General features: G+C 63.2%; 15 protein-coding genes and 1 tRNA gene. 9 read left to right on the plus strand and 7 right to left on the minus strand.

Annotation, left to right across the window (positions count from 1 at the left end):
• Positions 1-18 precede the first annotated feature (18 nt).
• Positions 19-663: a hypothetical protein gene (locus C8D95_RS21725; protein WP_126918611.1), complete on the minus strand. Its 645-nt coding sequence runs from the start codon at positions 661-663 to the stop codon at positions 19-21.
• 7 nt (positions 664-670) lie between these two features.
• Complete coding sequence (uvrB, locus tag C8D95_RS12470) at positions 671-2,866, minus strand: excinuclease ABC subunit UvrB (protein WP_206508545.1); 2,196 nt, start codon at positions 2,864-2,866, stop codon at positions 671-673.
• A 372-nt stretch (positions 2,867-3,238) separates the two neighbouring features.
• On the opposite strand from uvrB, the gene C8D95_RS12475 reads away from it, so the two are divergent.
• Together C8D95_RS12475 and C8D95_RS12480 are read left to right on the plus strand one after the other, a co-directional pair.
• Positions 3,239-3,550 (plus strand): ETC complex I subunit, encoded by a 312-nt coding sequence (locus C8D95_RS12475; RefSeq protein ID WP_109759519.1) that lies wholly within the window; start codon positions 3,239-3,241, stop codon positions 3,548-3,550.
• A gap of 102 nt (positions 3,551-3,652) precedes the next feature.
• Entirely contained in the window at positions 3,653-3,997 is a 345-nt protein-coding gene (locus C8D95_RS12480) for a YegP family protein (RefSeq protein WP_109759520.1), read from the plus strand.
• 54 nt (positions 3,998-4,051) lie between these two features.
• On the opposite strand, the gene C8D95_RS12485 is transcribed toward C8D95_RS12480, so the two are convergent.
• Positions 4,052-4,645 (minus strand): TetR/AcrR family transcriptional regulator, encoded by a 594-nt coding sequence (locus C8D95_RS12485; protein WP_109759521.1) that lies wholly within the window; start codon positions 4,643-4,645, stop codon positions 4,052-4,054.
• Positions 4,646-4,732: 87 nt separating this feature from the next.
• Here C8D95_RS12485 and C8D95_RS12490 point away from each other — a divergent pair.
• Positions 4,733-4,809, plus strand: a tRNA-Arg gene (locus tag C8D95_RS12490).
• A 205-nt stretch (positions 4,810-5,014) separates the two neighbouring features.
• Here the strand turns inward: C8D95_RS12490 and C8D95_RS12495 are convergent.
• On the minus strand, positions 5,015-5,350 hold the full coding sequence (locus C8D95_RS12495) for an EF-hand domain-containing protein (RefSeq protein WP_206508359.1): 336 nt from the start codon (positions 5,348-5,350) through the stop codon (positions 5,015-5,017).
• Between the two features lie 267 nt (positions 5,351-5,617).
• On the opposite strand from C8D95_RS12495, the gene C8D95_RS12500 reads away from it, so the two are divergent.
• On the plus strand, positions 5,618-6,796 hold the full coding sequence (locus C8D95_RS12500; protein WP_109759522.1) for a PDZ domain-containing protein: 1,179 nt from the start codon (positions 5,618-5,620) through the stop codon (positions 6,794-6,796).
• 30 nt (positions 6,797-6,826) lie between these two features.
• Positions 6,827-7,039 carry a PDZ domain-containing protein gene (locus C8D95_RS12505; RefSeq protein WP_282957637.1) on the plus strand — a complete coding sequence of 71 codons (213 nt, stop codon included), beginning with the start codon at positions 6,827-6,829 and terminating at the stop codon, positions 7,037-7,039.
• Positions 7,040-7,267: 228 nt separating this feature from the next.
• Here the strand turns inward: C8D95_RS12505 and C8D95_RS12510 are convergent, their stop codons facing one another.
• Both C8D95_RS12510 and C8D95_RS12515 read right to left on the minus strand, forming a co-directional pair.
• Positions 7,268-8,587 (minus strand): pilus assembly protein TadG-related protein, encoded by a 1,320-nt coding sequence (locus C8D95_RS12510; RefSeq protein ID WP_109759524.1) that lies wholly within the window; start codon positions 8,585-8,587, stop codon positions 7,268-7,270.
• 3 nt (positions 8,588-8,590) lie between these two features.
• Entirely contained in the window at positions 8,591-9,028 is a 438-nt protein-coding gene (locus C8D95_RS12515) for a TadE/TadG family type IV pilus assembly protein (RefSeq protein ID WP_164721750.1), read from the minus strand.
• Between the two features lie 357 nt (positions 9,029-9,385).
• On the opposite strand from C8D95_RS12515, the gene C8D95_RS12520 reads away from it, so the two are divergent.
• The 3 genes from C8D95_RS12520 to C8D95_RS12530 are packed head-to-tail and all read left to right on the plus strand — an operon-like array spanning position 9,386 to position 11,998.
• Positions 9,386-9,922, plus strand: coding sequence for a PepSY domain-containing protein (locus C8D95_RS12520; protein WP_109759526.1), 537 nt, complete (start codon positions 9,386-9,388; stop codon positions 9,920-9,922).
• Between the two features lie 52 nt (positions 9,923-9,974).
• Positions 9,975-10,634, plus strand: a complete 660-nt coding sequence (locus tag C8D95_RS12525) for a response regulator (protein WP_109759527.1) — start codon at positions 9,975-9,977, stop codon at positions 10,632-10,634.
• Positions 10,634-11,998, plus strand: coding sequence for an ATP-binding protein (locus tag C8D95_RS12530; protein ID WP_109759528.1), 1,365 nt, complete (start codon positions 10,634-10,636; stop codon positions 11,996-11,998). The genes C8D95_RS12525 and C8D95_RS12530 overlap by 1 nt, the downstream gene beginning before the upstream one ends.
• A 199-nt stretch (positions 11,999-12,197) precedes the next feature.
• Here C8D95_RS12530 and C8D95_RS12535 read toward each other — a convergent pair whose 3' ends face one another.
• Complete coding sequence (locus tag C8D95_RS12535; RefSeq protein ID WP_109759529.1) at positions 12,198-12,491, minus strand: DUF1330 domain-containing protein; 294 nt, start codon at positions 12,489-12,491, stop codon at positions 12,198-12,200.
• 261 nt (positions 12,492-12,752) lie between these two features.
• On the opposite strand from C8D95_RS12535, the gene C8D95_RS12540 reads away from it, so the two are divergent.
• The gene (locus C8D95_RS12540; RefSeq protein ID WP_109759530.1) at positions 12,753-13,964 is read left to right on the plus strand and encodes a glycosyltransferase family 4 protein; all 1,212 of its coding nucleotides are present in this window, start codon (positions 12,753-12,755) and stop codon (positions 13,962-13,964) included.
• Positions 13,965-13,995 lie beyond the last annotated feature (31 nt).

The following is a 13,995-nucleotide window of genomic DNA, read 5'->3' on the forward strand; positions in this document are numbered from 1 at the left end:
CAGTGATGGCGATGCAAGCTAAGCCCGCTTAATCGGATGATGAGAAAGAACGAAATCTTTAGTAGCATGACCGTAGGTTTTCGCTAAGATCTCGTCTAGGCACTCACAAAGGCAAAACAAATGAACATAGTGTAAACGAACAATCTTGTGATCCTTCTGGGCCGCAATGCTCTGGTAGAGATAGCGCCAGACACTATAGCTCTCACCGGTATCTTTTAGTATTCGTTCAAGATTAAGAAATTCACCTTTCGATCTGCTTGGATCTGTGGACGCAAGTTCCTTCACCTGCTCGTCTCGCAGTTTTTTACTATGGCTTACTACAACTGATAAAGAAACTGGATGCGTTCTGCGCCCGATCCTGTCGTTGAACCGCTCCTGCAATAAACTTCTGTTATCGGGCGCTATTCTTCGATAATGACTCCAAACATTGTGATGGCTTGGAGCGTTTTTTCGATCAATGGCTGCATTTCTTATGTACAGTTCTGTGCTGAATATCAAATTGCTTGCAGCAAATGCGATCCTATCGCTTACTGCCGCGAAGCTAATTTCCAACTCTTGGGGGTCGGTCGGGAGAAAGTCTGCAGCCGCGTCGTAATATCGTCTTGCGATCGCAAGGCCTAGTGAGAAGTCAACGTGTCTTTCCTGAACGCTGCCTCTTCCCATGACTAACCTACCTCCCCCTCCGCTTCACGTTCCCGCCCCTCTGTCCGGCCCTCCCGGCCTTGCTGCGCCCGCTCGCCTTCTGCGCGCTCTCGACGGCCTCCTCGACCGCCGACTGGCGCGCGAGGGGATCGTCAGACACCACGAGGTCCACCGTCTCGAGGCGCCTGACCTCGTCGCGCAGGCGCGCGGCTTCCTCGAACTCGAGGTTCTCGGCCGCCTTGCGCATGGCGTCGCGGAGGCCGTCGAGGTGGGCGCGGAGGTTGGAGCCGACGACGGTCTTGCCGACCTTGGCCGTCACGCGGCTCATGTCGGTGTCGCCCTTGTAGAGACCGGCGAGGACGTCCTCGACGTTCTTCTTGACCGTGGAGGGGGTGATGCCGTGCTCGACGTTGTAGGCGTGCTGCTTCTCGCGCCGGCGGTTGGTTTCGGCCAGCGCGCGTTCCATCGAGCCGGTCATGCGGTCGGCGTAGAGGATGACGCGGCCCTCGGCGTTGCGCGCGGCGCGGCCGATGGTCTGGACGAGAGAGGTCTCGGAGCGGAGGAAGCCTTCCTTGTCGGCGTCGAGGATCGCCACCAGCCCGCATTCGGGGATGTCGAGGCCTTCGCGCAGGAGGTTGATGCCGATGAGCACGTCGAAGGCACCGAGGCGAAGGTCGCGGAGGATCTCGATGCGTTCGAGGGTGTCGATGTCCGAGTGCATGTAGCGGACCTTGATACCCTGCTCGTGCAGGTACTCGGTCAGATCTTCGGCCATGCGTTTCGTGAGCGTGGTGACGAGGGTGCGGAAGCCGCGGAGGGTGACCTTGCGGATCTCGTCGAGGAGGTCGTCGACCTGCATGGAGACGGGCCGGATCTCGACCTCGGGGTCGACGAGGCCGGTGGGGCGGATGACCTGTTCGGTGAAGACGCCGCCGGTCTGCTCCAGTTCCCAGGCCTGGGGGGTGGCGGAGACGAAGACGGACTGGGGGCGCATGGCGTCCCATTCCTCGAACTTCAGCGGACGGTTGTCGGTGCAGGAGGGCAGGCGGAAGCCGTGCTCGGACAGCGTGGCCTTGCGGCGGAAGTCGCCCCGGTACATGCCGCCGATCTGGGGGACGCTGACGTGGCTTTCGTCGGCGAAGACGATGGCGGTGTCAGGAATGAATTCGAAGAGCGTGGGGGGAGGCTCGCCCGGTGCGCGGCCGGTGAGGTAGCGGGAGTAGTTCTCGATCCCGTTGCAGGAGCCGGTGGCCTCCATCATCTCGAGGTCGAAGTTGGTGCGCTGTTCCAGCCGCTGCGCCTCGAGCAGCTTGCCCTCGTCGACGAACTGCGCGAGGCGGGTCTTGAGCTCGGCCTTGATGCCGCGGATCGCCTGCTGGAGCGTCGGGCGCGGCGTGACGTAGTGCGAGTTGGCGTAGACGCGGACGCGGTCGAATTCTCCCGTTTTCGCGCCGGTGAGAGGGTCGAACTCGACGATGCTTTCCAGCTCGTCGCCGAAGAAGGACAGGCGCCAGGCGCTGTCCTCGAGGTGGGCGGGCCAGAGCTCGATCACGTCGCCGCGGACGCGGAAGGTGCCGCGGTGGAAGGACTGGTCGTTGCGGCGGTACTGCTGGGCGACGAGGTCGGCGATGACCTTGCGGGGGTCGTAATTGCGGCCCTTGTGCAGGTCGAGCGTCATGGCGCCATAGGTCTCCACCGAGCCGATGCCGTAGATGCACGAGACGGAGGCGACGATGATGACGTCGTCGCGTTCCAGAAGCGCCCGGGTGGCCGAGTGGCGCATCCGGTCGATCTGCTCGTTGATCTGGGATTCCTTCTCGATGTAGGTGTCCGAGCGCGCGACGTAGGCCTCGGGCTGGTAGTAGTCGTAGTAGCTGACGAAGTACTCGACCGCGTTGTCCGGGAAGAAGCCCTTGAACTCGCCGTAGAGCTGGGCCGCGAGCGTCTTGTTGGGGGCGAGGATGATGGCCGGGCGCTGCGTCTCTTCGATGACCTTGGCCATGGTGTAGGTCTTGCCGGTGCCCGTGGCGCCGAGGAGAACCTGGTTCTGCTCGCCCGCCTTCACGCCCGCGGACAGCTCGGCGATGGCAGTCGGCTGGTCGCCGGCCGGCAGGAAGTCGGTGCGCATGACGAAGCGGCGTCCGCCCTCGAGCTTTTCGCGCGAGCGGACATCGGGCGAGACGTGGTTCAGGACCGGCATCTGCTCGGGCGAGTTGTTGTGCATGATGTTCAAGACTCGGGGGTTTGCTGAGCCCTACATTTGTTCTCTTTCCGTCCCGGTTCAAGCTGTTCCCCTGACAGGGTGTGTCAGGAGCCGTGATTGGCGTGTGAGCGATGCGCCGGGGGCATGAAGGGTATGACCGCCAGGCGGGTGCGTTTTGGGCGGTCTGCACGCGAAACAACCTTAAGATGAATTAGGTGTTGATCGACCGCGTCAGGCGTGCAACAACGGACGTGCTAGCAGCAGATCGGCCCGCCGGCCGGACGTCGCGACCCACCCACCCCTCGCTCCTCGACGTCCGGCCGGCACTTTCATCCCGTGCTTGATCCCGGCGCCGTTTTCTCCGATAGCTTCGCCAACCAAGGGATCAACGCCATGACTGCTCGCATCTATCGCCCGGCCAGGTCCGCCATGTCCTCCGGCATCGCCAAGACGCGGATGTGGATTCTGGAATTCGTCAACGAGACCGGACGCGACATCGACCCGCTGATGGGCTGGACCTCGTCAGACGACACCAGCGCGCAGGTGCGGATGACGTTTCCGACGAAGGAAGCGGCGCTGGACTATGCCAAGGATCATGGGATCGACGCCGTGGTGATCGAGCCCAAGCCGCGCCGGCCGAACGTCCGTCCGCGCGGGTATGGCGAGAACTTCGCGACCGACCGGCGCAACGGCTGGACGCACTGAACCCGCTCATTCCGCCCCCTTCTCGCAAAAAAGAATTGTTTTGCGACGGCTCCCCTGCTTTCGTCTGGGCACCCATAGCCTATTCAGCAGAAAGAGGGACACATGGCGGGAAAGTTTGAAGTCTACAAGGACAAGAAGGGCGAGACGCGTTTCCGGCTGAAGGCCGGCAACGGGCAGATCATCCTCGCCAGCGAGGGCTACAAGCGGAAGTCGAGCTGCATGAACGGCGTCGAGTCCGTCCGCAAGAACTCGCAGATCGACGCGCGGTTCGAGCGCAAGGAGACGAAGAACGGCAAGTTCTCGTTCAACCTTCGCGCCACGAACGGCCAGGTCATCGGCTCGTCCGAGACCTATGAGAGCGCCAGCGCGCGCGACAACGGCATCGCTTCGGTGGCGAAGAACGCCAGCGATGCCAAGGTCGAGGACATGACGGCCGCAATGGCCTGACCCGACCGCCTTCTTTCCTGACCGGCTCCGCAGGTGCGGGGCCTTTTTTTTTAGCTACGGCCGCGCGACGCGGGGGATGAGGAATTCGATCATCTCGTCGATGCGGTCCTCCGGGACGGCCGAGATGCGGTGCTCGGTTCCGAGGAGAACCATGCCGTGAACGGACGAGAAAAGCGCGCGGGTCATCAGGTCGATGCGGTCGGCAGGAGTCTCGGGGTGCAGGATGCGGAGGGGCGCGGCGATCAGCGCGAAGAGGCGCTGGAGTTCTTCGAGGTACCAGCGCGGCACGTCGCTGTCGGCGGTCATCTGAACGTCGAAGAGGGCGCGCCAGAGGCGCGGATTGCGCAGGGCGAAGCGCAGATAGCCTTTCGCCATCACGACCATGGTGCCCACGGGATCGGATGGACCCTGCCGCACGGCGTCGGACACCTCGGCCCCCATGCGGCCGAACGTGCGCCCGTTGACGGCGAGGACAAGCCCGGTGAGGTCGTCGAAGACGTTGTAAATGGCGCCGACCGCGCAGCCCGCCTTGTCGGCCAGCGCGCGAGCACGGAGCGAGGCGAGGCCGTTCGCGCGGATTTCGTCCTCGGCGATGTCGATCAGGCGGTCGCGAAGCTCGGCGCGGCGCTGGGTGGTGTCTCGGGCCATCGGGCCTCCTCTTGAACGCTGTTCACCACATAGCGCGACGCAACCGTCTTGCCAAGCCGACCGGCCCGCGACCATAAGTTCCCGAGCGGTCCCGTAGCTCAACAGGATAGAGCAGCTGACTTCTAATCAGCAGGTTGAGGGTTCGAGTCCTTCCGGGATCGCCATAAATTCGGGGATGAGGGATAACGCTCGCGGGGCCTCCGAGGAACCGAGAACAGCTCTTGCGGCCCATCGCGCGCGCTATCGAAACCAGGTTCGCCTCGAGGTGCTCAACGGGTCCGGGCGCCGACGGCGTCGGCGCCCGGCCACTCGTGGTGGCTGGAGCGAAAACAGTCAGGCACGCGCCCGCCTGTGCCGCCCGGGGGATAGTCAGACGTCCCAGAAGCCGCCGTCGCCGATGTCGTCGCCGGCGTCACCGAATTCCGGCTCTTCGATCACGCCGCTGTCGTCAGCGTCGTAGGAGCTGTAGATGCCGGTATGAAACTCATCCTCGGTCAGCATGCCGTCGCCGTCTTCGTCCCAGGCTTCGTAAGGGCTTTCATCGCCGAACGTGTTGCCCCAGCCCTCGGTAAACTCTTCCTGATTTACCGCGCCGTCGCCGTCGGCGTCCCAGCCGCCGAAGTCTTCCTGTGCCATCACGGGCGTCGCTGCAAACGCGGCGAGAATGGCTCCGATACCGGCGAGTTTCTTCAGTTCCATATTCATAAAGTCTCTCCTTTTGGTCTGCGGCGGCCTGTGCCGCCAGTGACCCTTCAACAGGGGAACGCAGCAGGTGTTTCCCGATTATTGCTCACGACCTTGTTAAGAGAGGCCGCAGACGACCGCGCACCAAGCCCTTCATCCGCCACCGGCGGAATGGACCCTCAGGCACGCTTCGACCGGTAGCGGAGACGTGAGGCTGACGGCCCGAAAGTCCGGAACGTCCGGCAGGTTGCCCTGTTGAAATACTGCAATCGGACAAAGGAGATCGAGATGAAGATGCTGAACCCGAACATGTGCAGCGCGGCCGTCGTCGCGCTCCTGAGCCTTCCCTTCGCGAGTGGAAGCGTCCTGGCGCAGCAGGCCGGCCAAACGGATCAATCCGCGACGCCGTCGCCCAACGCTCAACAGCCTTTTCGGTCGGAGTCAGGCGGAGTGCAGCAGGATGACCTCGTGGCCACCGTCGGCGATGCCGAGATCCGCGGTTCCGACCTGAGGACGATCATCGGGATGCTACCGCCGCAGTTGCAATCGCAGCCGCCGCAGATGCTGGTGCCGCTTGCGCTGGAACAGCTGATCCTCCGGGAACTGATCCTCGAGGAAGCCCGCAGCCAGAACCTCGCCGACGATCCCGAAGTTGTCGCCCTTGTCGAGAACTCCGCGCAGACTGTCGAGGAGGATGCGATGGTGCAGGTCTGGCTCGACCGGGAGACAAGGGGAGCTGTCACCGAGGAGGCGGTCCAGCGCACGTATGAGACCATTCAGCCGCGAGGCGGAGCGGCCGTGCCACCGCTGGAACAACTGCGCCCTCAGATCGAACAACACCTGCGTCAGCAAGCGGCTCAGGAGATCCGAAACAGGCTCCGCCAAGGTGCGGAGATCGTCCTCTACGGCCCGGGCGGACAACCGGTCTCGGAGACGCGGAGCGGGTCAGGGCAAGAGCAGCTTAGCGGAACGCAGAGCAGCAGCGGGTCGGCAGACGCCACCGGCACGACCGCCGAGCAGAGCCAGCCGCAGAAGCAGGCGGGTGTAGAGGCGACGGAAAAGGCGCCATCCGCGGGAGGCTGGGTCGGTGTGCAGATCCAGGACGTCACACCGCAGATCGCGCGCTCTCTTGGCTATCCTGACGCGAAAGGAGCGCTCGTGGCCGCGGTCGAACCCGGAAGCCCCGCCGCCAGGGAGGGCATCGAGCCCGGTTCGATCATTACCGCTGTAGATGACACCCGGATCGATGGGGCACGTGATCTCGCCTCGGCGATCTCGGGGCACGGAGAGGGGGAGCAGGTGACGCTCACTCTTCGGACGGGCGCGGAAGAGACCCGGCAGATCGCCGTGACTATCGGCAATCGCCCCTCGCGCGACGAGGTCGGCGGTGATGCGGATCAGGCCGAGGCGGCGCGGCCACGGCTTGGCATCGCGGTCGCAAGCCTCTCTCCCGGAATGAGGGACTAGCAGGGTCTCCCGGCGGATATCGAGGGCCTGATCGTCTCGCGCGTCGAGCAAGGTAGTCCGGCCGCGGAGGCGGACATCGCCGACGGCGACGTCATCGTGTCGGCGGACCGGACAGCGGTCACGAGTGTCGAACAACTCCGAGAGGCTGCGGCGACGGCCGCGGAAGAGGACCGTCCCCTGCTCCTCCGCGTCTACAAGGACGGCGCCTACAGCTATGTCCCCGTGGAGCTGGACTCGGTCTGACGGTCATGTCGACACCAGACCCGTTGTAGCGAGGCAGAGGCGCTGGGAAGCCTCCGCGCTTGTCCCAGCCCTCCGCTTCCACTCTCGTAAGACCCGAGACCGCCCGCATGGCGGCGATGGGCTTGAGCCGACACCTGTCGAAGTAGCGCCCGAAGTTCCGAATTCCGAGGCCCATCGTCGGCTCTGTGATGACCTTGAGTCCGCCGTTCACGCAATCGATATCCGGGATCATGCCGCCAGACGGAAGTACCAGGCGTAGAAGTTGTTCTCCATGCCGGCGCCTCCACAGAAGCCAATCGTCGACTCCGTGGTGCCGTGAATCGTGCCTCCTGAGACAAGAGAGACGCCGCGGATCGTGCCGGCATTCGAGGTGAAGGCGATGTCCTTCGCCGCAATGACCTGGCCATTGTGGAACTCGACGCCCATTGCAAACTTGACTCCACCTCGGGTCACGATCTGCGCATCCCCTCCGTCCGCGCAATTGTCGACTTTGCCGAGGCGGAACCCCTCGGCCGCAGAGATGGCGTATCCCGCTGTCGGGTTCTCACTGGCGATCACAGCATCCTCGAAGGCGACATTCTCGGGGAAGTTGAGCTGGCAATCGGTCACGAGGATACCCCTGCGCATGGTAGAGCCTGCCGCCGCCATCGCCTTCTGCGTTGAATTCGCGCAGTCCAGGACGTGGATACGCCCTTCAACCCATTGTGTATCGATCTTCTGGTTTCGATCCATGAACACGGGGGTATCGGAGGTGATGTAGCTTCGGTAGTGCGGCGAGGTCTTGTCCTGGACGCCTGCTATTATCTCCGCGACGCGCTGCAGGATCCGAAGCTCGTAGGATCCGTCCCGCAATGCAGGCTCCAGCCCCACATTGCAGTCGAATCCCTCCGAAGGGAGGACGAGGTCGCGCTTGTCAGGCATCGAGACGATAACGTCGTCCTGGTACTCGTTGTCGCAGTTCAATTCGACGAACGAGTTCGAGTGTATGCAGAACCCCGAGGTGTAGAGATTGCTGCTGGTGACGTCGACCGGCCCTTCTGCGACGAAGCCTTCGCGGAAGCATGTCGGGATGTAGGTCTCGAAGACGGACTGGCTGACAACATCCATGTGGTTCATGCCGATAAACCGCAGGAAGTAGGTGCCGACCGAGTTCTGTCGGGCCGCCAGCCGCTGCGTGTTGACCAGTACGGCGTCATCAGCCCCAGGTGAGGGCGTGAAGACCTGCGATGCTGCGTCCCAGGTGCCGAACTGGATGTCGGCTTCCGTGATCGTCGACCCAAAGTAGGAGGGCGGAAGGCTGCCGTTCGCGATATCGATGGCCACGCCTTTCGCAACGCCCTCGTCGACGGTTGTCTCACGGACGACAAGGGCTGCGTGAGCCGCGGAGTCGGCAGCTACCTGCAGGTGCGTTCGAGCCATGACGACATTGGAAACATCGATCGCCAGGCCTCCAACGATGATGATCGTAATGGCCAGCAGGACCCCGAAGGAGGTCATTGCGCCGTCGGTGCGGCGGCCAAACTCGGTGATCTTGGAACGGACAACCATCGCTCACGCCTCCCAGTTCTCGAGCATGTGGTCCGCGCTCACGGTCACCTTGAGATTCAGAAGGCTGGAGAAGAAACCGAGCGCCTGGAGTTGCGCGGCGTCGTACTGAACTCGGGTGTGAACGACCCCGGCGGTTACAGTCGACGTGACATCGGCAGTGACGTTGAGCGCGGCCAGCGTGTTCTCGATGTAGGCCTCGGCTCCGGCCTCGCCGTCAAGCCGGCCGATCGACAGGTTGCGGTTTCCATCCTGGATCACGCGCAGAACCTTCGATTGGCCGAAAAAGATCAGGGACGTGTCGACCATCAGTCCGAAAAGCGCGATGAAGATCGGCATCCACAGGACGGATTCCACCGACGCGGTGCCGTCTTCGCGGCGTGCGAACCGTCTTACCCTGTCGAAAACGTTGTGGCTGGAAGGGGCCGAGTTCGTGACGGACATCCATCTTCTCCTTTTGACGTCACTGCCTTGGAACAGCCCCTTCCAGTGGCACATGCGACTCGTGACGAAGCGACGGCTTCAAAGAACTCGTACGATACGGTGGCAGCCGGAGGCGGAGTTTTCGTTGGGACCTAGACCCTCCGGCGCCGACCAAACTCTTAACCTTTCGTAGTTAAACCCACGATGAACGATGAAATATAAAGCAATAACAGCCGATTAGATGGACCTGTGGGCTGCGCGCGGAACGGTTCACGCTGTGGCGTCCGTTCGGCCACACTCCATAAATGGAACGCTTTCTGCCTGATTCCTGACGCGCGTTCATGCTGGGTTCATCTCGAAGATCGTAAGAAGGCTTCAATGAAACGCTTCATGCTCCTTGTCGCCGTTCTTGCTGGCGTCCCCTGCTCTGCGGCGATGGCCGAAATGCGGGAGATGGGACAGAACGAGTTGCGCGCGAGCGTGCAATCGGGTGTTGCGATCGGACTCTCGGAAGCATGGGCCATGACCAAGGCCCGCCTCGACGGCGATCTTGTCGATGTTCGCGCTTTCGCCGACGACAAGATCTACTACCGCATCATTGCCAAGCGTCCTGACGGGCAGCTTGTGGCGGTCATCATCGATGCTCGCGTCGGCCGGCTTCTGAGTAGCAAGTCCTCGAAGGCGAAAGAGGTCATGGCGGCGAGCAAGAACGCGGCGGCTGCAAGCGACGGAGATCTGCCGAGCACCCAGGCTGGCGGCGGAATGAGCAACTCGGCCGCAGGCGTCATTGGCGGCGGCTCTCCTGCCGAAACCCACAACTCCGGAGGAACCGGAAGAGGCGGCAGCTCCGGAGGCGGAAACTCGGGGGGCGGTAACTCGGGAGGCGGCAATTCCGGTGACAGGGGCCGTCCCTGAGGTCGGGATCGCCTGACATTCTTTGGTCAAATTTGACCTGTAGCCGACTCCAATGAGAATTCTTCTGGCCGAAGACGATGCGGTGCTCAGTGCCCAGATAAAGGGCGCCCTCTGCGAGGAGGGACGGGCGGTCGACACGGCCAGCACCGGGGAAGAGGCGCTCTATCTTGGCGCCAACGAGCCCTACGACGTCGTGATCCTGGACATCGGACTGCCGGAGCGAGACGGCATCTCCGTCCTGAAGAGCTGGCGACAGGACAAGATAGACACGCCGGTGCTGATCCTGACCGCGCGAAACAGTTGGTCGGATCGCGTGGATGGACTTGATGCCGGGGCCGACGACTACCTGAGCAAACCCTTCCACCTGCCAGAACTTTCCGCACGCGTTCGAGCCATGCTTCGCCGTCGCGCAGGCGTTGCCAGTCCGGTGTTCGAGAAAGGGCCCGTGACGCTGGACACGAGGACCAACAGGGTCACCGTGAACGGCGAGACCGTCAGCCTGACGGCAGGCGAACTTGCCGTCTTGTCGTACCTTTTTCACAGGGCCGGGCGAAACGTCTCGCGCACCGAACTGTCCGAGCACATCTACGAGTACGATGGAGACAAGGACTCCAATACGATCGCCGTCTTCGTCAATCGGCTTCGCAACAAACTCGGCAGGGACATGATCGTCACATCCCGTGGTCACGGGTACATGATCGAAGTCGACTGATGCGCTCCCTACAGCGGCGCGCAATCGTCGGCGGGCTTGTATGGGCCCTGGTTGTCCTCTTCACGGGCACATTTGCACTGTTCTCGGTCTTCGACGGCATGGCCGCCCAGCGTTTCCAGGAGGCTCTCCGCGACAGGCACCTGCAGGTCGTCGCAGCATTGTCGAATACGAACTCGCCGAATGAAATCGGACCTTTCCTCACCGATCCGGCCTATAGCCGGCCTTATTCGGGGCGCTATTGGCAAGTCGAGGGACCCGGCGGGTTCTTTGCCTCGAGGTCGCTTTTTGACGCCACGCTGACGATGCCGCTCGGCACAGCTGACGAACCCTCGCTCTGGCAAGGCAGGGGCCCAAATGGCCCGGTGCGAGGAGTGAGCCAGAAGATTCTGCTCGGGGACGGCTCCGAGTGGGTCGTGTCGGTCGCAGAAACTCTTGCCGCGTTCGAGACCGATCGGCAGGAGATGCGCAAGAACGTGGGTTTCTCCTTCGGTTTCGTCGGTCTGTTCGTCATTCTCGGGGCCGTGGCGCTCGTCTCCAACGTGGTGCAGCCGATCAGGCAGTTGCAGCGTGACGTCACCGAACGCTGGGTGGCCGGCGAGGCGATCGAACCGGACAAGTATCCCAGCGAGGTCGCCCCCCTGGTCGCGGACGTCAACGAACTGCTTCGAAAGAACCGCGAGATCGTGGCGCGCGGGCGGCGGCAGGTTGCAGACCTCGCGCACGCCCTGAAAACGCCGTCCGCCGCGCTGAGAAATGAACTCATCACGCTGTCGCGCAGCGCCAACGCTTCCGATGCCCTTCATGCACTGGATCGCATCGATGCGCAGATCGTCCGCTCGCTTGCGCGGCTGACAGCGATAAACGCTGCCCAAACCGCTCACGCTCGGACAGACGTGACGAACTCGTTGCGGCGCCTCGAGCGGCTCTTCAAAGCCGCGCCAGAGGGAGATGGCGTAGACCTCTCGGTCAGCACTTGCACCGCATCCTGCATCTCTGTCGAGCAGCAGGATTTTGAAGAGATGCTCGGCAATGTCATGGAAAACGCGATCAAATGGTGCCGGTCGCGCGTCGTTATTTCGGTCAGCGACGAGGGAAGTGACGTCAGAATACGTGTTGAAGACGATGGCCCGGGCATAGAGCCGCAACTTCGACTTGAGGCACTCAAGCCGGGGGGACGCCTCGACCTAGCCAAGCCGGGAACCGGTCTTGGCCTTTCCATCACGCAGGAATTGGCCGATGCCTACGGCGGCTCTGTGACTCTCGGATCATCCGACGCCTTGGGAGGCCTGGCCGTTGATCTAGTGCTTCCCGGCCGAAGAAGCGCGACGCTAACCAAGAGCAAAAGGCACCAGTCCGCAGTTTAGCGACGCCCGTTGAAGTCGTGTAAAGGCCCCGGCTCGAGCATCGGTTCACGCGCCGTCGTCGGCCCGAACCTGCCCTTCACCCTGCAGCCCACGTCGCGTGCGGCTTTCCGGAAGCGGTCGTTGCGCGCGCCATTTCGCACCAGCACGCAGCATCGCCCTGCCCCTGAACGGCCGCAGGGCGGCAGAGGCGGACGGAGACCTAATCGAGCGCGTCGACAAGAATGGAGTCGAGGGTCGAACCAGACCGCCGCAGGGTGGCGAGAGTCTGAAACTCCTTCGAATTCCAGAATGCCTCAGCATGTGCTCGGTCAGGGAACTCGAGTATGAAGGCGGCGTCAGGCGCCGGGCTGTCTCCCTCCGTGCGTGTCGGGTCGCCGCCGCGCACGACGAACTTGCCCACGTGCCGGGTCACCAACTCGGGGATCCTGGCGAAGTATTCTTCCATCCAGTCCCGGCTGTGAATTTCCATCTGCCCCATGATGAATGCCGTCATTGTGACTTCCTCCGCACAAAGGGGGAAATTCTGAGATGGTCAACGTCTGGTCGGACGCGAAGCGAGTGGGATGGGAGGATAAACCGACGCGGCTGCAAAGGTCTACCGTAGGATTGGACCGCCGGAGGAGCGGCCCGCCCGGTGGACAAGGTCCAAAGCCGTCGCTAGGGGTCGAGTCCTCGGACTGGCCAAGGCAGCCCGCGTCATCCCGGGCTTCTCTCTGGGGGTTCGCGTGTCGCACTTTTCGAGTACACCCGCCGCATGAGGATCCTCTTCGTCCACCAGAATTGCCCGGGGCAGTTCCGGCACATCGCGCCCGCGCTTGCCGCCGAGGGGCACGAGGTGGTGTTCATCGGGCAGAAGGACAAACAGACGCCGGCGGGCGTGAAGCGGCTGGAGTACGAGCCGCACCGCGCGGTGACGCCAAAGGTCCATCCCTATCTCGCCGGGACCGAGGCGGCGGTACTGAACGGACAGGCGGTCGCGCGGGTCGCCTTCACCCTCAAGGGTCAGGGCTGGAGCCCTGACGCGATGATCGGCAACCCGGGCTGGGGCGAGACGCTGTTTCTCAAGGACGTCTGGCCCGACCGGCCCCTGATCTCGCTGTCCGAGTTCTATTACAACGGGTCGGGGTCGGACGTGGGCTTCGATCCCGAATTCGCGACCGGGCCGGACGCGCTTTTGCGGGCGCGGGCGCGGAACGCGCAGCATCTTCTGGCCATCGACGCCGCCGACTTCGCCTATGCGCCGACGGAATGGCAGAAGGCGCAGTTCCCTGCAGCCTATCACGGCAAGATCCGGGTGATCCACGACGGGATCGACGTGGACCGCGTGCGGCCCGATCCCGGCGCTTCGTTCACGCTGCCGGACGGAACCACGCTGACACGAGGGGACGAGGTCCTGACCTACGTGTCGCGCAACCTCGAGCCCTATCGCGGCTTCCACAGCTTCATGCGGGCGCTGCCCCGCGTGCTGGAGGGCAGGCCCGAGGCGAGAGTGGTGATCGTGGGCGGCGACGAGGTGAGCTATGGCGCGCGCCCCAGGGGCGGCGGGTCGTGGCGCGACGCGATGCTGGCCGAAACAGGCCCGCTGCCCGAACGAGTGAGCTTCACGGGGCGCATCCCGTATAACGCCTACCTCGACCTCTTGCGGGTTTCGTCGGTACACCTCTACCTGACCTATCCCTTCGTTCTGTCGTGGTCGATGCTGGAGGCTATGGCGGCCGGCGCCTTCGTCCTCGGTTCGGCCACGCCACCGGTCGAGGAAGTGATCGAGGACGGCCGGAACGGGTGGCTGGTCGACTTCTTCGACACGGGCGCGATGGCGGACCGGATCGTCGCGGCCCTGGCGGCGCGCGACCGGGTGCAGGGCCTTCGGAATGCGGCGCGCGAAACGGTCGTGCGCCGCTATGCGCTGGCCCACTGCCTCCGCCAGCAGAAGGCGCTGATCGCGGAGGCGGTAACCCCGTCTTAACGAAGATTGGCGAGAACCCGGACCGGGCGTA

It is taken from the genome of Silicimonas algicola, from assembly GCF_003148765.1.
Classification (GTDB): domain Bacteria; phylum Pseudomonadota; class Alphaproteobacteria; order Rhodobacterales; family Rhodobacteraceae; genus Silicimonas; species Silicimonas algicola.

Coding starts and splice junctions, on each gene's coding strand:
- C8D95_RS21725 (WP_126918611.1), bottom strand. CDS start 663: ATGGGAAGAGGCAGCGTTCAGGAAAGACACGTTGACTTCTCACTAGGC.
- uvrB (WP_206508545.1), bottom strand. CDS start 2,866: ATGCACAACAACTCGCCCGAGCAGATGCCGGTCCTGAACCACGTCTCG.
- C8D95_RS12475 (WP_109759519.1), top strand. CDS start 3,239: ATGACTGCTCGCATCTATCGCCCGGCCAGGTCCGCCATGTCCTCCGGC.
- C8D95_RS12480 (WP_109759520.1), top strand. CDS start 3,653: ATGGCGGGAAAGTTTGAAGTCTACAAGGACAAGAAGGGCGAGACGCGT.
- C8D95_RS12485 (WP_109759521.1), bottom strand. CDS start 4,645: ATGGCCCGAGACACCACCCAGCGCCGCGCCGAGCTTCGCGACCGCCTG.
- C8D95_RS12495 (WP_206508359.1), bottom strand. CDS start 5,350: ATGAATATGGAACTGAAGAAACTCGCCGGTATCGGAGCCATTCTCGCC.
- C8D95_RS12500 (WP_109759522.1), top strand. CDS start 5,618: ATGAAGATGCTGAACCCGAACATGTGCAGCGCGGCCGTCGTCGCGCTC.
- C8D95_RS12510 (WP_109759524.1), bottom strand. CDS start 8,587: ATGGTTGTCCGTTCCAAGATCACCGAGTTTGGCCGCCGCACCGACGGC.
- C8D95_RS12515 (WP_164721750.1), bottom strand. CDS start 9,028: ATGTCCGTCACGAACTCGGCCCCTTCCAGCCACAACGTTTTCGACAGG.
- C8D95_RS12520 (WP_109759526.1), top strand. CDS start 9,386: ATGAAACGCTTCATGCTCCTTGTCGCCGTTCTTGCTGGCGTCCCCTGC.
- C8D95_RS12525 (WP_109759527.1), top strand. CDS start 9,975: ATGAGAATTCTTCTGGCCGAAGACGATGCGGTGCTCAGTGCCCAGATA.
- C8D95_RS12530 (WP_109759528.1), top strand. CDS start 10,634: ATGCGCTCCCTACAGCGGCGCGCAATCGTCGGCGGGCTTGTATGGGCC.
- C8D95_RS12535 (WP_109759529.1), bottom strand. CDS start 12,491: ATGACGGCATTCATCATGGGGCAGATGGAAATTCACAGCCGGGACTGG.
- C8D95_RS12540 (WP_109759530.1), top strand. CDS start 12,753: ATGAGGATCCTCTTCGTCCACCAGAATTGCCCGGGGCAGTTCCGGCAC.